General features: G+C 44.6%; 13 protein-coding genes and 2 pseudogenes. 6 read left to right on the forward strand and 9 right to left on the reverse strand.

Annotation, left to right across the window (positions count from 1 at the left end):
• Positions 1-144 precede the first annotated feature (144 nt).
• Positions 145-306, reverse strand: a complete 162-nt coding sequence (locus GKR41_RS01045) for a hypothetical protein (protein WP_226810002.1) — start codon at positions 304-306, stop codon at positions 145-147.
• A gap of 601 nt (positions 307-907) precedes the next feature.
• Here GKR41_RS01045 and queA point away from each other — a divergent pair.
• Entirely contained in the window at positions 908-1,954 is a 1,047-nt protein-coding gene (gene queA, locus GKR41_RS01050; protein ID WP_226810004.1) for a tRNA preQ1(34) S-adenosylmethionine ribosyltransferase-isomerase QueA, read from the forward strand.
• Positions 1,955-2,023: 69 nt separating this feature from the next.
• A complete protein-coding gene (gene tgt / locus GKR41_RS01055) occupies positions 2,024-3,154 on the forward strand; it encodes a tRNA guanosine(34) transglycosylase Tgt (protein WP_226810006.1) in 1,131 nt (376 codons plus the stop codon).
• 766 nt (positions 3,155-3,920) lie between these two features.
• Here tgt and purB read toward each other — a convergent pair.
• The 4 genes and pseudogenes from purB to yajC all read right to left on the reverse strand — a co-directional run bounded on the left by purB (position 3,921) and on the right by yajC (position 9,190).
• Positions 3,921-5,315 carry an adenylosuccinate lyase gene (gene purB, locus GKR41_RS01060; protein WP_226810007.1) on the reverse strand — a complete coding sequence of 465 codons (1,395 nt, stop codon included), beginning with the start codon at positions 5,313-5,315 and terminating at the stop codon, positions 3,921-3,923.
• A gap of 470 nt (positions 5,316-5,785) precedes the next feature.
• Complete coding sequence (gene secF, locus GKR41_RS01065; protein WP_226810009.1) at positions 5,786-6,706, reverse strand: protein translocase subunit SecF; 921 nt, start codon at positions 6,704-6,706, stop codon at positions 5,786-5,788.
• Between the two features lie 198 nt (positions 6,707-6,904).
• Positions 6,905-8,752: pseudogene (secD, locus tag GKR41_RS01070) on the reverse strand (protein translocase subunit SecD); the annotation flags it as partial.
• A gap of 108 nt (positions 8,753-8,860) precedes the next feature.
• Positions 8,861-9,190, reverse strand: a complete 330-nt coding sequence (gene yajC / locus GKR41_RS01075) for a preprotein translocase subunit YajC (RefSeq protein WP_226810013.1) — start codon at positions 9,188-9,190, stop codon at positions 8,861-8,863.
• A gap of 210 nt (positions 9,191-9,400) precedes the next feature.
• On the opposite strand from yajC, the gene GKR41_RS01080 reads away from it, so the two are divergent.
• Together GKR41_RS01080 and mnmA are read left to right on the forward strand one after the other, a co-directional pair.
• On the forward strand, positions 9,401-10,639 hold the full coding sequence (locus tag GKR41_RS01080; protein WP_226810015.1) for a THUMP domain-containing class I SAM-dependent RNA methyltransferase: 1,239 nt from the start codon (positions 9,401-9,403) through the stop codon (positions 10,637-10,639).
• Between the two features lie 569 nt (positions 10,640-11,208).
• Complete coding sequence (mnmA, locus tag GKR41_RS01085) at positions 11,209-12,294, forward strand: tRNA 2-thiouridine(34) synthase MnmA (RefSeq protein ID WP_226810017.1); 1,086 nt, start codon at positions 11,209-11,211, stop codon at positions 12,292-12,294.
• Between the two features lie 383 nt (positions 12,295-12,677).
• Here mnmA and tldD read toward each other — a convergent pair whose 3' ends face one another.
• The 4 genes and pseudogenes from tldD to GKR41_RS01105 all read right to left on the reverse strand — a co-directional run bounded on the left by tldD (position 12,678) and on the right by GKR41_RS01105 (position 21,678).
• On the reverse strand, positions 12,678-14,144 hold the full coding sequence (gene tldD, locus GKR41_RS01090; protein ID WP_226810019.1) for a metalloprotease TldD: 1,467 nt from the start codon (positions 14,142-14,144) through the stop codon (positions 12,678-12,680).
• A gap of 139 nt (positions 14,145-14,283) precedes the next feature.
• Complete coding sequence (locus tag GKR41_RS01095) at positions 14,284-18,510, reverse strand: YhdP family phospholipid transporter (protein ID WP_478210270.1); 4,227 nt, start codon at positions 18,508-18,510, stop codon at positions 14,284-14,286.
• A 766-nt stretch (positions 18,511-19,276) separates the two neighbouring features.
• A pseudogene (locus GKR41_RS01100) lies at positions 19,277-20,702 on the reverse strand (DNA repair protein RecN); the annotation flags it as partial.
• 79 nt (positions 20,703-20,781) lie between these two features.
• Positions 20,782-21,678 carry an NAD kinase gene (locus GKR41_RS01105; RefSeq protein ID WP_226810023.1) on the reverse strand — a complete coding sequence of 299 codons (897 nt, stop codon included), beginning with the start codon at positions 21,676-21,678 and terminating at the stop codon, positions 20,782-20,784.
• Positions 21,679-23,056: 1,378 nt separating this feature from the next.
• Here GKR41_RS01105 and grpE point away from each other — a divergent pair.
• Positions 23,057-23,680 (forward strand): nucleotide exchange factor GrpE, encoded by a 624-nt coding sequence (gene grpE / locus GKR41_RS01110; protein WP_420885661.1) that lies wholly within the window; start codon positions 23,057-23,059, stop codon positions 23,678-23,680.
• A 94-nt stretch (positions 23,681-23,774) separates the two neighbouring features.
• Positions 23,775-25,667, forward strand: a complete 1,893-nt coding sequence (dnaK, locus tag GKR41_RS01115; RefSeq protein ID WP_239024477.1) for a molecular chaperone DnaK — start codon at positions 23,775-23,777, stop codon at positions 25,665-25,667.
• Positions 25,668-25,735 lie beyond the last annotated feature (68 nt).

Raw genomic sequence — 25,735 nt, forward strand, 5'->3', positions numbered from 1 at the left:
AGTTCACAATTTAATAGATATTGTTCAGCTAGAAGTTGAGTAAAAGTCATGAGTACCACCTGATTCCGGCATCAATCAACTGAGTTTCAGCGAGCGCTGCAACTACTGTCTTTCCGATTCCCATATCACCACATAGTAATCGATTCATCGGGTGAGTTTCATCCAGGTCTGCGGCAATTTTCTAGCTGGCGTGCTAATATTCGTGGTTTTATGAAATATAAATGCAGCTTGCAATTGCGTGATAAGCGGATCGCGGAAAGCGCTGGTGCTGTAATGTAAACGTCGCTTATCATAAACAAGCAGCATGGAAAATCGCAAGTAATTCCTTAAACTTAATTCGTAACCGGGCTGGGTGAGTAGGTTTATCAAGCCAGAAATGTCTCAACAATCCGCGGCGATTTAGCGATGTGGTTAATAGACGATTTTACCTTCGACATGCGCAGTCATGCCAGGTAGAAGTTTAATAATCGGCATCAATTTTATATAATCCTCATATCGAATTAGAAAGTGCTGTATCAAATCGATATCTCGTATCAACCCAAGCCGAACCAGTTTTTTATAAGGCTTACTGCCTAATTTATTAGCGGGCTGGGCTAGAAGGGCGGTATCAGGTTCAGCTAGAACTTTGGTAACAGTGTGTCCCTCACAGCTTTGCCAGTACTCTGCATGTCGCAGCTTATAAGAAGATTGTACCCTCTAGGAGGGAGTACTATGTGCTAATAGCTCAGCGTAATATCGACTATTATAAGATGATTAGGCACTGTGTCACATCAGTTAATTTCTGGATAACATAGTTTTCGACTAATAGGATAAAGCAAGATATCACGATATCGTAAGTATAATATTTTATTGTCATAATTCCACACTGTGCATCAGGGTAATGGTGCTATCCTACCCAGCTAATTTTATGTACACGTTGCTCGATTTCAATTTTAATCTCCCCCCAGAGTTGATCGCACAAAATGCGTTGCCAGAACGTAGCGCAAGCAGATTGCTTGAAGTCATTCCAAACGGCTCGCTGCTAGATCACCGTTTTTCTGAACTGCCTGTCTGTGTTGAGCCTAGCGACCTGCTAGTTTTTAATGATACGAAAGTACTTAAGGCTCGATTCGATGGGATCAAAGAGAGTGGTGGGCGTGTTGAGGTACTAATTGAGCGTGTGACTAGTTCGCGCACTGCACTGGCACAAATCCGAGCAGGCAAACGCCTCTTGACTGGTTCGGTCATCCGACTTGCGGACGCATTCGACGTAAGCATTAGCAAAGTTGTAAAACCATTTTACATGCTGCACTTCTCACATGATTGTATCGAATTGATTAACTGGTATGGGCAGCTGCCATTGCCGCCCTATATTAAGCACAAGCCAGATAGCTACGATAACATGCGATATCAAACTATTTTTGCGATGACGCCTGGCGCTATTGCAGCACCTACTGCCGGTCTGCACTTTGATATTCCAACACTTATTGCATTAAAGACGCGTGGCGTTCGCTGTGCTACATTAACACTACATATAGGTTCTGGCACGTTCCAACCTGTTCGTACTAATGACATTAGACACCACAAGATGCACAGCGAGTGGTACAACATTCCGCCCCTTCTGGTCGAAGAAATTGAGGCCACGAAGGCTGCGGGACGCTCAGTGATTGCAGTCGGAACGACATCAATGCGTGCACTGGAAGCAGCAGCACGCGATGCTGAGCGCGACGGCAGAAAGTTGCGTGCGGTTTGTGCAGAAACGGATATCTTCATTACGCCCGGTTACCGATTCCGAATTATTGACCGGCTTTTGACAAACTTTCATCTACCGAAATCGACACTACTGATGTTAGTGTCTGCATTCGCAGGCGTTGAGCCGATCCGCCGAGCCTACTGCCACGCGATCTCAAAACGCTACCGTTTTTTCAGTTACGGCGATGCGATGCTACTTACCCGGGCCACTTCTGCTATATAGTAATAAGCTGATATCCTCCCCCACTCTTTCGTTACACACCGCTCTAGAGACTGCCTTGTACCCATTTTTATGATGAAATTTAATATTTTACGTACCGATGGACTCGCACGACGAGGTCGACTTATACTAAATCATGGCACGGTCGAGACACCGATTTTTATGCCAGTCGGCACATATGGTACTGTTAAGGCAATGGCCCCATGCGAGCTCGAGGAAATGCGAGTGCAGATTCTCTTGAGCAATACATTTCATCTGTGGCTACACCCGGGGCTTGATGTAATTACTGAGCATGGCGGTTTAAACCGGTTTATGGGCTGGGAGCGACCAATACTAACCGACTCTGGCGGCTTCCAGGTATTCTCGCTTGCCAAGCTGCGTAAGATTACCGAGGATGGTGTAACGTTTGTCTCGCCAATTAACGGTGACCGCTTGTTTATGTCGCCTGAGATATCAATGCAGGTGCAAACAATACTAAACTCCAATATTGCAATGCAATTTGATGAATGTACCCCATACATGATCGATGGTGTACTGACATCATACAATACTGCGGCATATTCAATGCGGATGTCGTTACGCTGGGCTCAGCGATCACTTGATGAATTTAGGCGTCTTAACAACCTAAACGCGCTGTTCGGTATCGTGCAGGGTGGTATGTATGAAGCTCTTCGTGAAGAATCAGTAGATGGATTATTGGACATTGGTTTTGACGGTTATGCGATCGGTGGCTTATCAGTAGGCGAATCTAAAGAGGATATGTTGCGTATACTTCAACATATTAGCTGTAAGCTCCCAATCAATAAGCCACATTACTTAATGGGGGTTGGCAATCCAGAAGACTTAGTGTCCGGCGTTGCTGCTGGTATTGATATGTTTGACTGTGTTATGCCAACGCGCAACGCGCGTCATGGTTGGCTATTTACGCGGTTTGGTGACTTGAAGATTCGCAATGCGATGTACCGTAGAGATACACGCCCTTTAGATGCAAGCTGTTCTTGCTATACATGCTGTAATTTTTCGCGTGCGTACTTACATCACTTGTATCGCGTTGGTGAAATTCTTAGTGCACGGCTGAATACGATCCATAATTTGTATTACTATCTTAATCTGATGCAGAAAATCCGAGATGCTATCGAAGCAGGAACGTTTAATATATTCGTAACGCATTTCTATAAAGATCGTGAACATGGCGTCGAATAGTAACTTGCTTACCTCAGTAAAATCTGAGACAGCCAAAGCGATATACTTTTTCAGGCGGCGCACTACAAATCGCAGCTCAAAAGCAACACGAACCCGTTATGGTCAGCTATAGTATGAGTATAGATAGCACTCCATAGCAATAAAGGGAATTTTATAGATTATCCGACTTCTTCCGTGTATAGCAATCCAAGATAATGTTTGAGGATACATTATGATTTTGCTACTATACGTGCGTACTATTATAGTGCTTTAAGTGCTTGCGCGACTGCAATCTGCAGCGACAAATCTTATTCGGAGTATGAGAATAGAGCGCTTCTATGCCCGTAGGCACCGGTGCCAGAACTAAATGGATACAACTTATCTAGACCCTTTAAGTCAGCCATCTTAGCCTGAACTATTAAACGTACTGTAATCTTGAAGAACGATGTCTTATTAATAAAGTTTATTAATTAAAGTTCATAATATCGCTTAGAATGCTTCATATAAATTAGCGATTAGGCTATAGTGCGCATAAGAAGGTAATCCCTGGTATTTTTGGTCTTAGACCAGTAACCCTACTCTCTGGGGAGAACTGTATAATTCAACATTTAAACTATACATTGATACTCAATAAATAATCTATAGTGTTATATTTAATAATGCAATTTATTAGATATAAGTCTCTAATTGTTAGAAAGGTAATAAGCTACGATTGATAGCTTATACCTATCTTCGCAATAATGCGCGTCGACGAGCTGCTTGCCTAAAAAGCAGTATGTTTCTAGCATTACTCAATTCCGATGCGTTGCGCAAGCTCGACCGCCTTACCGACATAAGATGACGGTGTCATCGATAGAAGATGCACTTTGGCCTCGCTTGGAATCGCTAGCGTACTAATAAAGGCGTGTAATATAACGCGAGTAATTTCTTTTCCTCGCGTTAGTTCCTTTAATTTCTCGTATGGATTTTCGATGTTATAGCGTCGCATAACTGTCTGCACTGGTTCGGCTAGTACCTCCCAACAATCATCTAGGTCTTCATCAATTCGCTTTGGATTCACCTCAAGTTTATCAAGTCCACGAATCAGTGCATCATATGCGAGTAGCGAATAGCCGAATGCCATTCCAATGCTGCGCAGAACTGTTGAGTCGCTCAGATCTCGCTGCCAGCGCGACACCGGAAGCTTATCTGCTAAATGGCGTAGCATAGCATTAGCCAACCCAAGGTTTCCTTCAGAGTTCTCAAAATCAATTGGATTAACCTTATGCGGCATTGTCGACGAGCCGATCTCTTTTGGCTCTGTCTTTTGCCTAAAATATCCTAGCGAGATGTAGCCCCATAGGTCGCGATCTAAATCCAATAAGATTGTGTTTGCCCGAGCAAACGCATCAAATAATTCCGCTATATAGCCGTGCGGCTCGATTTGAGTTGTATAAGAATTAAATGTTAGTCCAAGCCGCGTCTGCACGAAATCCCGGGCGAAACTTTCCCAGTCGAAATCCGGATACGCAGACAGATGAGCGTTAAAATTTCCGACTGCGCCATTCATTTTTCCTAGAAACGTCACGGCGGAGATTTGATCAATAGCGCATGATACACGACTAGCTATGTTAGCAATTTCCTTACCTAGTGTTGTTGGACTGGCTGGCTGTCCATGCGTTCGTGATAGCATTGATTGCGTGGCATGTACGTGCGCGAGCATGACCAGCCGCTGATACACGGTGCGCAATGCTGGCTGCATTACATGCTTACACGCTCCTTGGAGCATCAATGCATATGCCGTGTTATTAATATCCTCGGATGTGCAGGCAAAATGGATAAACGCGCTTGCGCGCTCTAGTTCTGGTTGGCCCTTAAAAGATTCTTTTATCCAGTACTCAACCGCTTTCACGTCGTGATTTGTCACATGTTCAATTTCTTTAATACGAGCAGCATCGTGCAAGGAAAACCTCTCTACTAGTTGGTGCAGAAATTGTTCAGATGGTGCAGGGAGAGCTGGAATTTCAGGCAACCCGGTATGTGATAGAGCGATCAGCCAATAAACCTCAACGGTGACACGGTAACGCATAAATGCAGCTTCAGATAGCCAGTCACGTAAGGGTTCAGTTTTAGCCGCATAGCGGCCATCTAGTGGTGATAAAACAGTTAGCGCAAAAAGAGTCTCGGGAGAGATATTAGGCATGGCATAGAACGCTACAGCGGCTCTAGAAAATTGGAAGACCAAAATTTTATCATTTGCTGCATTCTGCGATATAGTAGCTAAGCTACTATGAAATATAGAAATGACTTACCTAGAAAATTCAAATTTTTAGCTTTAAACTTTATTATAGGGAATTAACATTGTTAATGCGCTTAGCATCTACGATATTTGAGAAATTAGTCTCAGACTAAATCTACCCAATATAAATCATTAATATGATGATGTCATTTAATCTGCTAAAAGGTTTTATTTCTAGTAATGAAGGAGCAAATACTCAATTCTTCTTATAGTTAATTGGTAACGCAGCTATTCGCGTGGTGAACATATAAACAGGTTGTCTACACCTGAAAACCAGTTGAGAGTACTATAGCTAAGAGGGTCTGTTATCGAAGGTAGATAACATTTCTGAAGAGCAGAATATAATGGTATCTGCGTATCAAAATCTTGATTATTTAGGATTGCCCACAATTCTTTTCTGTGATTAAGTCTCCACGCTTAACCCCGAGACATGTCGCGAGAGCAGCTGAAACAAATACTGACGAGTAGATACTAAATAAGATACCAATAGTTAATGCTAGTGCAAAATTGTGCAGCGTTATACCTCCGAATAAAAGCATTGATAATACCATCATCTGGGTCGAGCCATGCGTGATGATGGTGCGCGATATTGTACGCGTAATGGCGCGATTAATAACCTCAGTAACTGTCATATTACGCTCCCGTAGAAACGTTTCTCGAATCCGATCAAAAATGACGACCGACTCATTAACTGAATAACCGAGCACTGCAAGCACTGCTGCTAATACTGATAGAGAAAACTCCCATTGGAAAAATGCGAAGCAACCTAAAATAATCACAAGGTCATGCAAATTTGCAACGATCCCAGCAACTGCAAGTTTCCATTTGAATCGAAACGCAAGATAGATTAAAATCCCTATAACTACATAGGTGAGTGCAAATAATCCGTTCGTTACTAGATCTTCTCCTACCTGTGGTCCAATAAATTCCACACACTGCAACTTAATTTTAGCATCAATCGATTTCAGAGCAACCATTACCTGGTTGCTCTGCTGCATTGAGGACAACCCTTCCTTTAGTGGCAATCGAATTAGCACATCATGTGATGTACCAAAGGTTTGTACTTGCGCATCGGTATACAGAAGCTTATCTAGTGCATCGCGAATTGCATCAATCTTTTCTGTTTTTGGCACGCAGATTTCGAGCACGGTTCCGCCAGTAAATTCAGCGGATAAATACAGGCCGCGATGTACTAGAAGGAATACTGCTAGAAGGAAGGTTATAAGTGAGATTATATTAAAGATTAACGCCCACTTCATGAAAGGAATATCTTTTCGAATCCGGAAAAATTCCATGAGGCTCTCCCGAGCGCACTTAGTAAGATTAACGCAGCTCAGTCAGTATGTTACTTCGCGCGACGCGTTTTGTGATGGTAGTCGATTGTCAAATCGAGCGTTTAGATTTCATCCCAACCCCCTATGGGGGGGGCACATTAATTCTAGTGGACACTTTTTTCCTAGCATATGCGGTACATAATGCTAGGTATAGTCTTTCGGGCTCCATATTTGCCCGATAGCTAGCGACTTAAGTCGCTTCTTTTTACCATACCAGATGTTTACCAACCCGCGCGCGAAAAATACCGCAGAAAACATAGATGTTAGTATGCCTATGCAGTACACAACAGCAAAGCCGCGCACTGGTCCCGAGCCAAACGTAAGTAATGCTAGCCCAGCTATCAGCATCGTGATGCTCGAATCTAGAATCGTTACCCATGCATGCAAGAAGCCATTCTGGATAGATAGTTGAGCAGATGCTCCATGACGTAGTTCTTCTCGGATGCGCTCATTAATAAGGACGTTTGCGTCAATCGCCATTCCTAATGTCAGCGCAATTGCCGCAATACCAGGCAATGTAAGGGTCGCCCGAATTATTGACAGAGCCGCGACAAGTAAAAACAGGTTCACCGATAACGCAATCACCGAGATTAGTCCAAACAGCATATAGTACGAGATTATAAAAACCGTGATTGCGAGAAACCCATACTGCACCGAGTTAAAGCCCTTTCTAATGTTATCCAGGCCCACGCTCGGGCCAAGCGTACGTTCCTCGATGATTTCCATCGGTGCGGCTAGTGAACCAGCTCGCAACAATAATGCAAGATCAGTTGCTGCTTGTGGCGTTAGTTGACCAGTAATCTGGAAGTTTTCTCCCAGCTCAGATCGGATAGTTGCTACAGTTAAAATTTCACTCCTGTTCTTTTCGAATAATACGATTGCCATCATCTTGTTAATATTATTACGTGACACGTCACGCAATACCTGTCCACCATGGGCATCAAGTCGGATCTTCACTGATGGACGTTGATGCTCATCAAAATCGACTGATGCATCGGTAATTCGATGACCTGTGAAAATTATCTGCTTTTTTAAGTATATTGGTGCTCCATTGCCTTGTGTGAATAGATCATAACCATCTGGTGCGGGAGATTTAATACTGCGTACGGGATTTGGGTAATCAGCCATACGAGCCTCAAGCGTGGCGGTTCGACCAATAATATCTTTAGCTTTTGCGGTATCTTGAACGCCGGGTAGCTCAACAACAATTCGGTCTTCGCCTTGCCGATGCACAATTGGTTCTGCAACACCCAGTTCGTTTACTCTATTATTTAGAGTTAAAATATTTTGCTTTAGTGCACTGTCTAGCACTATTTTTTGTACACCAAGTGCAAATTTTCCTACTACTTTATAGTCGTGTGACACCGGAAGAAGATGCCAACTTAACTCGGTAATATTATCCGCCAGTAGATGGTAAGCGCGGCTTGCATCATCCTGATTTTTACAGTTGACTACCACTGTCTGGCCAATGCGATTTACATAGCTATCGTCGATTGATTTGTCGTGTAGCAGTATACGACCATCGGTCGCGTCCGAATCTAGCCTTTTATTCAATGCATCATGCAAGTCCACCTGCAATAGGAAGTGCACTCCACCGCGGAGATCCAGACCTAGATGCATCGGTAGTGCGTGGAGTGCAGATAGCCAGCGAGGAGAAGCTGATTGTAGGTTTAGCGAGACAATATAAGTTGGATCATTCGGATCGGTATTTAGCGTTTTTTGCAGCAGGTCTTTTACGCGTAATTGCGTATCGGTATCCTTTACCTGCAAGTAAATAGTTGGATTCTGATTTCGGCTGTCGAAGATGATATTATTAGCATGTACATCATTCTCATTGAGCGTTGACTCGACGGTATCAAGTACTGATGAATCTAGCTTGACAGTCGCTGACCCGCTGGATATCTGCACCCCCGGTACCTCACCAAAAAAGTTTGGTAACGTATATAGAAAGCCTACAGCAAGTGCTAGTAGCATTACAACATTCTTCCAAGGGGGGTAGCGATTCATGAGATAACTAGACAAGGAAGTTCTCGAGGGTGTTCTCCGATCCACTCTATTTGGTATAAAACGACTCATCAGACGCCAGGCCACACAGAGACTAGATATGCTCTAGGATTAGAGAGACTTTATAGTACCTTTGGGAAGAATTGTGGAGATCGCGTTTTTTTGGACAGTAACCTCGGTACTGTCACATAACTCTACTCTAATGTAAACGTCACCGACCCTAGATACTTTACCCATAATACCTCCGGATGTGAGCACTTCATCGCCTTTAGTCAGAGTAGTTAGCATGTTTCGATGCTCCTTCTGCCTTTTTAGCTGAGGACGAATCATAAAGAAGTACAGTACTGTAATCATTAGGATAAATAAGCCGTACGTCTGAATAAAGTCAGTAGCACTGCCTACGGTAGATGTGCTCTGGGCATACGCATTGAAAATAAACACGTCGGTCTCTCCGTTATAGAAGGTCTAAATAACTTTGTATTCTACCATTCGTTTAAAATGGCAAGGTATCATCTAGCGTTTATGTGGTCTGCTATAGGCACTCTCGCCTACTAACTAAGATAACGCAGCTTGATACTAGCCTATCCATAGCACAATCACATACAGCAATATTTATATTCATTGGTCTATTTTGTGCCTCATGTTTCTTTTATGTCCTTTTTAACCCAATTCGAATTTTTTGCCACCTGCCCGCGCGGCTTAGAGGGCGTGCTTGCCACCGAACTCTACGAGTTATCTGTGCTCGAGGTTAATCCGGCGTTTGCTGTGAAAGAGCGAACAGCTGGCGGCGTGCCGTTCAGCGGTACATGGGTTGCCGCCTTTATGGCAAATCTATATTCGCGAATCGCTAGCAGGATCCTATTGAAAGTTGTAACCCAGCCCTACTGTGATGAGCACGACATTTATGTGCTAGCACGCGAACAGCCTTGGGAGCAATGGTTCGATGCTAGTCGCACCTTTCGGATAGATGTAACCGCAATAAAATCGCCACTTCATAGTATAGAATTTACGATGCTACGTATTAAGGATGCTATCTGCGACCGGCTGCGCGATCGGATTGGAGCAAGACCTAATATCGACAAGATCGCACCAGACATACGTATTAAAGCATTTATTACTCCTACAGACTGCACATTGTACCTAGATACTTCCGGCAGGCCCCTCTTTAAGCGCGGGTGGCGCCTAGATAAAGGGGTCGCTCCGTTGCGCGAGAATCTAGCCGCAGGGATCATTCGTCTGTCTGGCTGGACCGGGAGCGATCCGCTGTTTGATCCCATGTGTGGGAGTGGAACGTTCATTGCCGAAGCCGCGCAGATCGCACTGCGCATCGCTCCAGGTCTCAACCGAAATTTTAGTTTCGAAAAGTTTAGGTACTATGATATCGCCGCATGGCAGCGCATGAAAGCTCAGGCGCTAGACGATAGTTGCAAAGCTATCTCTTACGCTAAGCTAAGTAATACTCTATTAATCTATGCCAGTGATATATCTAATAAAATGCTGGCTAAGGCCTTAGAGAACCTACGGCGTGCAAGCTGCTCATCGATGATATCGCTCAAACAATGCGATGCGCTCGATATCGTAGCGCCATGCGATCTGCCAGGCGTGTTAGTTATGAATCCGCCTTATAGCGAGCGAATATCGGTGCATCTCCGGAGAGCTCCTCGCTACTGGAACAGCAGCACAGAATTCCAAACTTCCAACCCGAGTAACGCGAATAATATATTTTTTCGCGAATTTGGCAACGTGCTAAGGCAGCAGTTCCTTGGCTGGAAAGTATTCGTATTCAGCTCCGATCGGAAGCTGCCGGGTCAGATGCAACTGCGTGCATCGACGAAGACGCCGTTATACAACGGCGCACTTAAATGCCAGCTATTCTATTTCAATATATAACTGCACTAGTATGCTAACGCTAGCGTTAGCAATGAGTATGCATTTACATAATTTATGTGTTTTTAGTAACACGACATAATTTAATGTATAGATTCTGTATCTCGACGAGCATTCCGACCATATATATGTCCTTGTAAGCTCTTATTGTTATCGATTAGATTACACCCGATATCATTCTTAAAAGCATGTAGTACTAAACTAGAAATATAAATTACTCTGCATAGCTTAGGATCGGCGTCTGTCTAGCAGAGAACAGGCTGCCATAATCAGCAACACAGACATGTGCTGCTGATTACACTACATATTAATACAATCTAAAATTATTGATATATATGTTATATAGTTAGGTTAGGTTGGCTATTTATATGCTTATATATTTTTCCTCTAGTAGCATTGGAGCAGAGAATGCATCAAGATGCGCATAAGATTATATTAAAGATATGTCTAGTCCGGACACCTTGCTTTACCCAATTTAGGACAGTATCAGTTAGTTTTAGCATATTAAACTAGTGTGCCAAAACCAAATTTAAGGAACTTAACTAGCGTTAGTGGCACCTAGATAATACATCATGACAAAACAACGCGTCGTCATTGGAATATCCGGCGGAGTAGACTCCTCAGTCGCTGCGTGGCTGCTTAAACAGCAAGGCTATGAGGTCATTGGCTTATTTATGAAAAACTGGGACGACGATAGCGAATATTGCTCAAGCCGGCAGGATTGGATTGACGTCGCATCGGTTGCAGACCTCATTGGTATCGATATCGAAGCAGTAAACTTTTCCAAACAGTATAAAGATAAGGTTTTTGCTGAGTTTCTGCGAGAGTATTCGGCAGGCAGAACACCTAATCCAGATATATTGTGTAATACGGAAATCAAATTCAAGGCATTTCTAGAACACGCGATAGCTCTCGGTGCTCAAATTATTGCAACTGGACACTATGCCCGTATTCGAGAGACCGGTAAGCGATTTAAACTACTTAAGGCACTAGATTTATCTAAAGATCAATCTTATTTCCTACATCGCTTGGATCAATCACAGTTGAGCTGTACACTGTTTCCGCTTGGGGAAATGATGAAGTCAAAAGTTCGAGAAATTGCGGCACGAATTAAATTACCTAACGCAGAAAAAAAAGACTCGACTGGAATTTGTTTTATCGGGGAGCAGCCGTTCCGTGCTTTCTTAAATCGCTATTTGCCTATCGATCCCGGCCCAATGAAAACCTGGGATAACAATATCGTTGGCAAACATATTGGCCTAGCATTTTATACATTAGGTCAGCGAAAAGGAATCGGCTTAGGCGGCCGGCGAAATGGTAGCGGAAAACCATGGTTCGTCTTTAGTAAAGATATCATAAACAATACCCTACATATTGTGCAGGGGCATGATCACCCTAGCTTACTTAGCTCGACTTTGCGGGGAAAGAGTGCTAGCTGGATTTCAGGTAACGCACCGCAGGAAGGATTGGAATGTGTAGCTAAAACACGCTATCGTCAGCAAGATGCTGCTTGTACATTCCACTACATGTCAGATTGCCATTTTGCGTTGCGCTTTACTCAGCCACAATGGGCAGTAACGCCAGGGCAATCTGCCGTATTATATAACGGTGATATTTGCTTAGGTGGCGGCATTATAGATACTACATCAATGCTATAAACTCCCCTCCCTGCAACGTATAAAAACGCTTTTTGCTTGACTGCTACGTGAAGTGCTTGCCCTAAAAATGGCATCCTATGCCCAACTATCTCCGAATGTCACCATATAAGGGATGACATCAACTTTCTAATTAGCTTCTTGTGGGGATATTATTATTTTCAGCTCAATTTGTGCATGCTTATACATAGCGTTCGGCGCCTTATGCAAATTTACAGTTTAAATATCAGCACTTATTTTGCAATTGAAAATTGGCCTAATGTAGGCTAAAACATATAGCCCTTGAATTAGATTTCATCGGTAATAGGGGGGTGACATTAGGCATAAATAACTAAATTATGTAATTTGTGCTACAAACATAACATGCGCTGTGTTGCCAAAGAGTGTTATATCGTTCCACCTACTGTCATTCGGTCGATGCGCAGTGTCGGCTGCCCAACTCCAACCGGAACGCTCTGACCTTCCTTGCCGCATATGCCTACACCCATGTCTAACGACATATCATTTCCGATCAGTGATACATATTTAAGCACTTCCGGTCCGTTTCCTACTAGTGTCGCACCCTTGACAGGGTAAGAAATCTTGCCATTCTCGATCATATAGGCCTCCGAGGCCGAGAACACAAACTTACCATTCGTAATATCAACCTGCCCACCACCAAAATTTACCGCGTATAAACCATGCTTAACCGACGCAATAATCTCAACAGGATCTTTGTTTCCATTTAACATGTAGGTATTTGTCATTCGAGGCATCGGTAATGCTGCATACGATTCCCGACGAGCATTGCCAGTCACTTTCATCTTCATCAGCCGAGCGTTAAGTGTATCTTGCATATAGCCGGTCAGGATTCCATCCTCAATCAACGTTGTGCATTGTGTAGCGTTTCCTTCGTCATCGATGTTCAAGGAGCCTCGACGATTCTCTAAGGCACCATTATCGACCACTGTAACGCCATTAGCAGCAACTCGCTCACCAATGCGTCCAGCGAACGCTGATGAGCCCTTACGATTGAAGTCGCCCTCCAATCCGTGACCAATAGCCTCATGCAGTAGTATACCTGGCCACCCAGGACCGAGTACAACTGTCATCGTGCCAGCGGGCGCAGGGAGTGCCTCTAAGTTTGCTAATGCGGTATGCACAGCATTGTCGACATAGCTTGTCAGTACTTCTTCGGTGAAGTGGGCATAGCCGTAGCGACCTCCACCCCCGCTCATACCAATTTCGCGTCGATGGTTTTGCTCGGTGATAACCGTAACTGATACGCGTACTAAGGGCCGAACGTCAGCAGCTAACGCGCCGTCGCTACGCACTACCAGGACAACATCGTATTCACCTGATAGACTTGCCATAACCTGCGTAACGCGTGGATCCTTCGCCCGAGCCATTTTTTCGATGCGTTCTAGCATGGCAACTTTTGAATTCGCATCCAGCGAGTTTAGCGGATCAATCGATCGATATACATTGTGGCTCGCTATACTATGTAACGCTCCGGTAGATCGCACACAAGCTTCTCCGCCACCCACCCGCGAGATAGAGCGGGTAGCCTGAGCTGCCTGTAGTAACGCTTGCGGTGATAAGTCATCGTAGTATGCGAATGCTGTATGCTGACCGACTATTGCTCGCACACCCACACCTTGGTCAATACTAAAACTTCCTGATTTAACAATGCCCTCTTCTAGGCTCCATGTTTCACTACGGGTTGTTTGAAAGTATAAATCTGCATAGTCGACGCGATTGGAAAAAATCTCGCTCAGCGTGCGCAGAAGAATAGGCTCATCAAGCCCATGATGTGTAAGAAGTAGGTCTTTAGCAGTATCTAGATGACAGGAATTTGGTTCGATGATATTCATACGAGCTCGGCCGTTTGCCTGGTAAATAGACGGGGGTTGATATTTCGATATCGCGATCTAAAGCGCGAGCGATTTATTATGAGAAGCTATGTAGGTTGTCGCCCGACATTGCTTTCTTGGAAAATAAATTTGTTCATTACTATAATGGATAAGCCTCGAATCTTTTCATCTTACCGCCATTCTTCGGCAACCACTCAACTCGCGGATGTGACCACGAGCCAGTTACTGCATAGTGGCGTGCGAATGACTGTGAAATTGGTTCAGACAAGACTAGATCAGCAATAAACGTCCCTAAGCCAAGTAGGGGGTTGACTATGGCTGTAGCGAGCGCCACTGTATCTACGTGCAACAATGGCACTATTGTTACGAGTAGATCTTGCCGTGCACGGTTGAGATTTATATTTCCTTGCAATATAAGCCTAGCGGATACACCATTTAGTGTAAAGTTATTGATCTTAGCAATGCCGTTTCTAATCGTGCTAGTAGCAGAAATTTTATCAAATGGTAGTCCTTCTCCAGAGAATTCGCTTAAATCTAACATCGCTAATCGGGCAAGAGATTTTAGACTTAGTATGCTTAGCAGCTTAGCCGCGCCCGGATTGATTTTCGGGATGCTCCCATGCACTAGTCTAAACAATAGATTTCCATCTAACTTCGCATAATTTATATGCGTCAGCCTACCTTTCCAGCTAACTTTTCCTGATAGCGCACCACTACCGCCCCGTAGTATACGGGGTAGGCCGAGACGGTCGAGTAAGGCACCTCCATCGGCGATATCAAGCCTGAAATTCAGCATTGTGCTTAGTAAGTTACTGTTTCCGCTAATATTCGTGTAGTTATGATTTCTCGTGTGTCGTGTCGTTCGCGAGATTGTAGTCACTGATAGCTTAGCTGCCAGATTTATCACATCTAATTTATTTAATTGCCAGACTGGCGTATTATTTTCGTCAATGCTGCGTATATTGACTTTTAGCTTACCGAGATTATGTTCGCGTATCGTAAATTCGTTAGCGATTAGGTCTATTGATGGGAAATTTTGCGCTGGCTCCTCGAGCTCTAGATTCATTAATGTCGCCTTGCGAGCATTTGGGATTACTAGTTTCTCTAGACGTATATCAAATCGTCCATATGGATTATGGGATGTCCGTGAATGCCACGCGATATGGCCGGATACTTGATCCGATATAATATTAGTCATCCATACGCCTGGTGTTTTAGTCGCATGGATTACTATGTTTTCCCAGCAACGGTTTAACAATGTTAACGTATTGAAGTGCAGGTTAACGCAGGTAGGCATAATCGAGCTAATATTGTCTGATAGATTAAACAAAGAAGCCATGTCTGGAAAACAAAGCATTGGGTTTACACGATCCGCTATAGGATGTAGCGATGGTGTAGCAGCGGCTAACTTAGTTGATATCGAGTTGGTGCGAGATGATATGCTATCGAGCAGAGCGCGCCACGCGTCTGCGTCAACATTTACTAAGTCTCCTGCTATAGTTGTTTCGCTTTTACTAGATAGTTCTGCTTTTTGGTTTACGGCAATCGCGCCGTGCATAATTGTTAGCCTATTGTTATTGCTATAGCGAACTAGGTAAATAAGGTTGATCGGACCGAGTCGAGCATCTAGCTGACTTATATCTGTCGTAGATTGTTTTCCAGAAGTCGCTGGTTTAAGGCTTAATGAGAATGGCATTGGTACGCCAGCCTGCTTTGTGAATGGCGCTGGTAATTGCAGCGCGAGCTCACTTAGATCTGAGGTCGCAGAGATATTAGGCAGTTCGTTCTTACGCGTATGTATAGCTATTGAGTAAGGAGCGAAACCCGAGATGCGAGTCAGTAGAGTAGCCAATGGTCCGGGTAGCACTGCGGCCTTGACCGCATTGGTGCATAAGTGGCCAGACACATTAAAGCTACCTACTCTATCTTCATGGATCCATCCTTTGGCATAAATATTCCCACCAAGGAAGTGGCCGGCCATATGTTGAATTATCATGTCGTGTTCGGTGAAGTTTACCTTACCATGAATCTGCGTAATAGGTGGAATTACTACAGGCCGATTGCTGGGTGCAAACGATACCGTATTGTCGGCTAAGCTCAGGGAACCGTTCACGCGGATATTTGATGTATTTGGATAACGTGGAATCTCCAGACGAAGCATTAGCGTCGCATCACCTTTGGCTTTCAGGATCTTGAATGAATGGTTAGATAGTGCCGCGAGTAAGCTGTGATTCACATAATTCATCATGTCGTCTAAAGGGCCACTAGCTACACCGCTAATCGATAGATCCGAGTGTAATGTAGATAAATCGTCAATGTGGCCCGTCAACTGGGTAAGTATGACTTGACGGTAGTGTGCGCGCTTGATATCAAAGCGCAACATATTCCGGCTAATCCAGAACAGCCCGTCGATGCCGTCGAACTTAGGCCATATCCCCGGCGCACTTTTACTCATCCGCTTGGTCGCACGTAGCGTTGGATCAAAACTACCGTCTCGAAATGGCACAACTATCTTTAATATTCCAGCTTGTGGATTACTCATGTACGGGAACTGCGCTAGTGCTCCGTGGATAGATATTGTTGCATTATGCGCGGTTCCGGCTATTAGTGCGTGGCTCAGCTTGGCTCGGATATTTTTACCGACACTGATCGGAAGATATCGTGCAAGACTGGAAAGCGATAACCTATCAAATATTGCCTCTATGTTAAGATTGCCATATCCGTAGCCAGGATTTGAATATATACCACTCGCGCTGGCGCACAGGTCTTTATTATCGAGGATAAGTCTAGAGATGTGAACCGTAAGAGCTGGTCCGGAAAAATCTGAGGATAGCGGTGAACTCGTAGTCCATGTCGTTTCGGTCATAAACCGTTTAAACGTAAGTCGCGGATTGTCTAATACTGCCGGGATCGTAATTACGGCGTTTGTAGTATCAATCATGGCATAACCACCATTCTGGTCGGCGTTGATTTTACCCCAGATATTTTTAGCGCCAGGGAGCAGCTCCTTCGCGCTAAAGCTAGCTCCTTCTAGTACGGCATTAATGCGATAACGTGTAATTGGATCACCGTCCCCGATTGCATCTATACTGCTAGCTTCGAGGCTATGTGGAGCACGACGCTCCACCTGTATACCGTAGTTTACCAGCTTACCTCGTGGGTCAAACTGTTCTAATACATGAAGTATGCGATGGGGTAGTGGTAATGCACGCATAAGCTGCGCAAGAAGTCCAACATCAAGCAAGTCTCCGCTGATACCGATAAATTGGCCCCGGCTTAGCGTTGCACGGCGGAACTCGCCGTTAAATTTACTCATGCCTAGCACCCGGGTAATCGGTGTTCCGTCATCAAGTGGGGCTTGCCCGCCAAGCTCCAGGCGCATATTGCTTAGATTTAGTGTATAAGCGAGATCGCTTATCTTATTGTGACAAAGCGCCCAATCCAGACGAATACTGGGCACGTCTAGCTGTGGTAGCTTTTGGTCTATACGCAGCCGTAAATCCGATCCGGATAATACGCCGCGTGCACTTCTCCATTCGCCAGACGCGAAGTTAAACCACCCGACTACATCTAGTATACCGCTCTGTACATCCAAGCATACATCCGTATATCGAGTCAATCTAGGCAAAGCTATGTTGCCACTCGAAGCAAAAATCGTACCGCTCCAACCAGATAATTCCGTGAGTAGCTTCAGCGGAGAATGATGAAATTGTGCACAGAGGGTAATCGGCCCGCGAAGCAAATGTCCATCTGGTTGAGCCTGCAAGCTGAACTGGTGATTTAGACCCTGGTTGTTAATAACCGCGCAGATGCCTCGAAACGTTAGTGTCGGTAAATCGCGAGGCATGTTGGTCCAGTGCAAAATACCACCACGCAATAATATGTTGCGCTGCACCATCAGCCAGCCAAGGAACGCGCTATTGCTATGCTGACGTGGATCAATCCGAATACCTGCAATCGTATAAGTACCATCAGTACATCGTTCTGCGAAAATTTCTGGTTGCTCCACTATTAGACTCGAAAGTACTGGCGCCAGATGCAATAATGAACGCCATGATAACGTTGCACTGGCCGTAGGAACCTTAAGCATACGACGCCTATCTGAACCTATAATCGTTAGATGGTCAATCTCTAGCGTGGGTTGCAGTCCGCTCCAGCGCCAAGTTAACTTATTTATATGAACCTGGGCTCGAAGAGAATCCGAGATGCATTGCTCGACATACGGCCGCATCGAATCTAACCGGGGAAAGATAACATAACGTAAACTACAGTACGTAGCTATCGCGCCGAAGTATAGTGTGATAGCCAAGGTAGTACAAAACCAGAGTATGCGTCGCAAAATACGGTCGCTTGGCCAATTCACCACTCACCTCTAGATTCTTTATTATGCGTATTTTTGAGGTCGAGTCTTGCCTGGCAAGCTAGCATGCGAGAAGCGTATAATAGGGGTAGAGAAAAAAATTTAACAAATATACTATTATTATACGCGCAAAACTATAAACCTGTTTTCGATACTAAATTAGTCTTAGAGGGCGCAATATGCTCAGTACTTACTGAAAAATTTATGTGCACTGAGTTTTTATACAGTGAGAGTTTGATTTAGCTAGCTTATAAAATGTGCCAGAGAAAAATTAGCACGCTAAAAATATAAGATGTCGATCTTTTATCTTGCTATAACAATGCCGAGTTCCGTATGTCGATGAGCATACATGCTAATCATATGGCAATAGTCTTAGATATCTTTACTGGTCGCAAGAAGCGGAAAGTCGGGGGTTAGTTAGGATTGTTGTCTACAATCGATGCGATCTTTATTTACAAAAAAACTAAGGAGTTTTCTAGCACCGATCTCATAGTCAGATTTTCACTAAATGTGTGTATAGTCTAAGATCCGTATAGTCAGTATATCTATATGCAGACAGCATATTGAAACTGCCTCTATCATATCGAGACGATATGATAGAGCTGTAATCAAGTTTCGCTAATCAAGTTTTCATTAATCCTGGATATCTAGAGCGCGGGGTACTACTCATGACTTTGATGAAGGTGACCATCCACGGGCCGTATTTATAAGGCTTGGGGAGTATCGTCGCTAGCTATAATCGAACAGCGTCCGAATTCGGTCGTATGGCTCTTTGTTGTAACAAACGCCCAACGATTTCTGCTACCGCACCGCCGATTCCGCTATCGACCTCATCGAAAATGAGTGTTGGCGTTGAGCTCGAAGTGCTCATGATTACTGACAGTGCAAGGCTAATTCGCGCTAACTCACCTCCCGAAGCAACCTTTGTTAGTGGCCCCAATCGCATTCCAGCATGGCTGGCTACTCGGAACTCGACTGCTCGAGCCCGTGCCGGTTGTCTGTGGATAATAATTCCAATGCAACTTCGAACGTCCCCCAGCCATTGTAAGTCTTGCATCTAGGTAGTCACTAAGCTACTTAGTGTCTTAGCTGCCTTGATTCGGGATTGAGATAGTCGCTCCGCAAGGAGCATATAATCGTGCCCCACACGAGATTGAGCATCTTGCAGTGCATCAATATCTAGTGCTAGATCCAGCACTTGTAACTGGGTTCGTCGTGCTATTAGCTTATATGGTAGTGCGTCCGGTTGCATTCGGAATTTGCGCGCAATAGAATGTAACGCATTCAGCCGATCCCCAATCTGGGTAAGTCTAACCGGGCTAAGGTCTATTCTCTGTACATAGTAGGTGAGCGAGTAAGCCGCTTCTTGTAGTTGAATTTCAGAAGTCTACAGGGTATCCAACTGGTCATTGAGTGTATCATCGATCTCGGCTAGAGTGCGCAGTTTCATAATAATTGCGCTTAGTTGCGTAATCATAGCGTTATCTGATGTAGATAAGGCATCTAGCGCTGATATCGCACACTATCGAGCAAATTTGCTGCGTGCTCTAGCTGGTCGTGCTCAACACTTATTTGATTCCATTCTCCCGGTTGTGGTGCTAGCCTCTCGAGCTTTGAAAACTGCTACACTAACCGATCACGCTCGAGTTGCATCTCGCTCTCTTGTATCTTTACGATCTTCATAGCCGCTTCAGCGTCGCGCAAAATGCACCACGCTTGTGCAACCGTCCGCAGATAGAGCTTTAAAGCCTGAATGGGCATCAAATAGATCACGTTGTGTACCGCGGCGCATCAGTAACTGATGCGCATGCTGACCATGAATATCTACGAGCATGCTACCGATAATCTCGTAATTGGATAAGAGTAGCTGCCACACCATTAATAAATGCACGTGAACGGCCATTTAGAATCCATCACTCGGCGAAGCGTTACGCATCTTATTGCCATTATCAAACGCATGCTTAATAAGCCACTGCGCAGCGCTCGTATGCGCATCAAGCTCAGCAGTGATATCTGCGCGACTCTGTCCAATCTGCACCACCGATGCGTCGGCTCGATCGCCAAGCGCTAGCGATAACGCATTGATAAAGGTAGATTTTCCGGCACTAGTTTCACCAGAAAAAACGGTAAATCCTCGCTCGAAATCAAGATTGAGGGGCGACGATAACAAAATCTCGGATTGATAGATGACGTATCATAAGCAAAGAAAGCGGTCGTCGTGAAAAGCTGATAAGCTACATTGATAATGATTTAGGCCGTAGGTGAAGATGGCATAGTTCAGCTAGATTTCTCCGAACATAGCGACGAATGCTCATTCCAGTGCAGTTTCTTACGCAAAGTCCGGTAATAACTATATCCAATTGGATGTAGAAGCGGTACCGTGTACCTAGAGCGCCAAACCTCGATTGTATCTTCAAGTTGAAGTGTGGTGAATGACTGCATATCAAAGTTCACATTAACACTGCGTCCACCAATAATTCGAATCGAGATCCGACACGTGTCAGGAAGAACAATCGGCCGGTTTGATAATGCGTGTGGTGCGATTGGCACCAGTACAATCCCTTGCAATTGGGGATGTAGTAACGGGCCGTTAGAAGAAAGCGCATACGCAGTTGAACCAGTTGGTGTAGCTACAATTAGCCCGTCTGATCGTTGATCCGACATAAAATTATCGTCGACCGACACGCGTAACTCTGTCATCCCAGAGAAGCCACTGCGATTAACAACAACATCGTTGAGGGCCTGAGCGTGGTAAATTGACACACCATTTCGCATAATTCGAGCTTCCACTAACGAGCGTTCCTCGCGCTCATAATTTCCCAATAGCATTTGCGGCAACTGGTTTATATCAGCGAGCGCAATATCGGTAATAAATCCAAGTCGGCCGTGGTTGATGCCGATGAGAGGGGTATGGTATGGAGCAAGTTGCCGACCGATGCCTAGCATCGTGCCATCGCCACCGAGCACAATAGCAACGTCTGCGCAAGCACCGATCTCGTCCGGGACGAGTGCTGGATAGGAGTGCAGTCCGTTTTCGCGTGCCGTCTCGGCTTCAAATACGATCCGAAACCCACGTTGCGTCAAACACCCGGCGAGTGCGATAAGAGGCTTTCCGACGCTAGAGGAGTTGTTGCGACCAATTAGTGCAACAGTTTTAAATGGGCCAATTTTCATGACCGCATTACACCATAAGTGTCTAAAAAACTACATGCTTTCGCAGTTTTCGTCGCATATGCTTTCGGATAAATAGCAAACTTTCTGCGATAGTTTATTTCCTATACACAGATTCTGTATAAAATGCTAAGTGCACGGTACAGCTACGAAGATTAGCTGATCGTTTACAAATATATTCAATCCTTAAATTTAGCCCAGCAAGAATCTAAGTAACGTATATCACTCTTGGTGGGATCAGAGCTTTTGATCTGATTTTAAGGGTCAACTAAAATCTAAGAAGCACGGATATAGATTGTTTGTGAACGCACGATAACCGCGAAGTTTGTTAGACACGAAATCCAAGTCAAGCATGCGGTATATTACAAGCTTAATCCGAGCGAGACATAGAAAATTATCGGTAGTAGCCAGTATTCCGAAAAATCTGTTTTAGATTCCCAATATAGTACTTATGTTGAAGTGGGGGTAATGTGCTTAGAATATTGATATTTGGTTATCTAATAAGGGATAGGGACTTCGCTATCGATCTTCACATTCTGGGTAATTTGCGACACTAGATCATATTAGTCTCATGCAGCTATTCTCCATGGCATTCAACTAGTTTAGTTGAATATATCAACATGCAGTTTTTACAGTAGCGCCGCAGGACTTCACCAGTAAATCGATAGGGCTTTGTCAGCAAAATAATGCAGCCAACTAAGGCCATATCTTTATATGATGTATTATAACTCAAGTCACTCAGGCGTTTTGCGCACTGTGTTAAAGCATTTTGAATTAATCTTAAGCACTCCCATAACACCGACGATATACATAATTCGAGTGCAGTGCTATAAAGAAGTTCTTGGCTGACCGGTGAGTCATCAAGCTCCCTTAGCTACCATAGCTAGACTATCGGCGCTTAACGATTCTGCTTTACACAGCTGTATAACAGCGCTCAGATGTGCAAGGGTGTTAAAGAAATTAAGTGTTTATTACGTCAGCATATCAAACGTAGGTCGATGGCTTAGGTATCTGTTGGCACTAAGCTAGTGTGCTATGTTTATTAATGATTGAATAGCACACTCACATATAAAACACATTAAATCAACTCAAGTGCTTTAATGTGATCGCATTTGATGCGGTGTTCCCTACCGGTGCTCCCTACTATAGGGTATATACAAAATCAATGAGTAATACAGACGATTAACACAACAAGGACTATTTTCTCTATATCAAGGCACAGATGTCTTGCTTGCTTTGTCATGTAAACGTGACTTTTATAGTGAGCTATTGAAAAGTCTTGCATTGACCCCAAGTCGATTAGGTAGGTGTATGTATCCTGTGCCCCAGTACCCGCAGGTTAGCCGGGCGCGGGAATAGTCGAATTAACTATTGACTGAAATTGACCATGGCCACTATGGAAGAGACGCAAGTTAGCCAAAATTTTTCTGCATTGAATACCGAACTTGACAGCGACAGCACACAATCGTCGCATGTCGGACATGAGAAGCCGTCCGGTGAACATCGCGAAGACGATATGGCAGCACAGCCAGTAGTCACCGATGCCAAGGCACTTGAGCAAGCGCATACCAAGATTGCTGAATTGCATGAGAGTTTGCTACGCGCCCACGCAGAGACGGAGAACGTACGGCGCCGTACTCAGGACGATGTTTCTAAGGCTAACAAGTTCGCCATTGAGAGTTTCGCTAAGCATCTTTTACCGGTTGTCGATAGTCTCGAGGCCGCACTGGCGGACATCGCAGGAGACTTAGAAAAGGTCCGGGAGGGCATTGAACTGACATTACGTCAATTATCAAGCGCCTTAGAGAAAGGTCGCGTCATTCAGATTAATCCTGTCGGTGAAAAATTCGATCCGCACTGGCATCAAGCTATCTCTATCGTACCAGCTGAGCAGGCGCCCAACACAATCGTCAGCGTGTTACAAAAAGGCTATGTGATTGCTGACCGAGTTCTACGTCCTGCACTAGTGACTGTAGCTTCGCCAGAGTCTGAGTCAGGGCATTGAAATTTGCGCTCTTGTACCTATGTTGTGAGCAGATGTGAATAAATAACTAGCGTGCTGCGCTGGTTTGCTAGATCAAAGCCAGGAGATTAGTAAAATGGGTAAGATTATCGGAATCGACCTTGGTACCACAAATTCGTGCGTGGCGCTTATGGAGGGGAACCAAGTACGAGTGATCGAGAACTCGGAAGGCACCCGCACAACACCTTCAATTATCGCATATATGGGTGATGGCGAGATTCTAGTCGGTGCTCCAGCTAAGCGCCAATCCGTGACAAACCCGAAAAATACGTTGTTCGCCGTCAAAAGGCTAATTGGCCGTCGTTTTCAAGAGAAAGAAGTACAAAAAGATATTGGCCTAATGCCTTATCCGATTATTAAGGCAAATAATGGCGATGCCTGGGTACAGGTACACGACAAGAAGCTTGCGCCGCCGCAGATCTCCGCTGAAGTCTTACGTAAGATGAAAAAAACAGCTGAGGATTATCTCGGTGAACCAGTGACAGAAGCGGTTATCACCGTACCAGCATACTTTAACGATAGCCAGCGGCAAGCCACAAAAGACGCGGGTCGTATCGCTGGCTTGGAGGTAAAGCGGATTATTAACGAACCAACCGCCGCCGCACTCGCATTCGGACTAGATAAAACCGAGAAGGGAGACCGTAAAATTGCGGTCTACGATCTTGGTGGTGGCACATTTGATGTTTCAATTATTGAGATTGCAGACGTAGATGGGGAAATGCAATTTGAGGTGTTGTCGACTAATGGAGATACGTTCCTCGGTGGAGAGGATTTTGACCAGAGGATCATCGACTACATTATTGGTGAATTTAAAAAAGAGCAAGGCGTTAATCTATCTAACGACGTGCTTGCGCTGCAACGTCTAAAAGAGGCATCAGAAAAAGCCAAGATCGAGCTATCAAGTTCAGCACAAACTGAAATTAATCTGCCATACATCACAGCGGATGCATCCGGCCCGAAGCACTTAAACTTAAAAATTACCCGTGCGAAATTAGAGGCGTTAGTAGAGGAGTTAATCGAGCGTACGATTGAGCCATGTCGCACCGCAATTAAAGATGCGGGCGTAAAAGTCGCTGATATTGATGACGTAATATTGGTGGGTGGCATGACCCGGATGCCAAAGGTGCAAAATAAAGTTAAGGAGTTCTTTGGCAAAGAGCCAAGGCGAGACGTGAATCCAGACGAAGCAGTTGCGGTAGGTGCTGCAATCCAAGGTCAGGTTCTTTCTGGTGATCGTACAGATGTTCTGTTGCTAGATGTCACACCACTATCGCTAGGCATTGAGACCCTTGGCGGCGTGATGACAAAAATGATTAACAAAAACACGACGATCCCGACTAAGCACACGCAAGTGTACTCAACAGCCGATGATAATCAATCCGCAGTAACAATTAAAGTCTTCCAGGGTGAGCGTGAAATGGCAGCTGGTAATAAGCTGTTAGGCGAATTTAATCTAGAAGGTATTCCACCAGCACCCCGGGGGGTGCCTCAGATTGAGGTAACGTTTGATATTGATGCAAATGGCATTTTGCATGTACACGCTCGCGATAAAGGTACTGGCAAGGAAAATAAGATTACCATTAAAGCAAATTCAGGCTTATCCGAGACTGAGATTGAAAAAATGGTAAAGGATGCTGAGGAAAACGCCGAAGAAGATCATCGACTACGCGAGTTAGCCGATGTGCATAATCAAGGTGACGCGCTAGTTCATAGTACGAAGAAAGCCCTGTCTGACTATGGTAATAAAATTGATGCAAATGAGAGGGCTGAGATAGAGGCTGCGCTGAAGGAATTAGAAGAGGCTCTAAAAAACGCTTCAGACAAAGAGCGAGTCGAATCAAAAGTTGAAATACTCTCTAAGGCCTCCCAAAAACTCAGTGAGAAAATGTATGCTGACGTTCAGGCTCAAACAAGCACGGCAGCGAATGACGTTGTCGACGCTGACTTTAAGGAAGTGAAAAAAAATTAGGCGACAGCAGCAACAACCACCCGGTATTGCACCGGGTGGTTGTAATTACTAGCTGTTTGGTATGCTAC

It is taken from the genome of Candidatus Vallotia laricis (assembly GCF_020541325.1).
Lineage (GTDB): Bacteria > Pseudomonadota > Gammaproteobacteria > Burkholderiales > Burkholderiaceae > Mycetohabitans > Mycetohabitans laricis.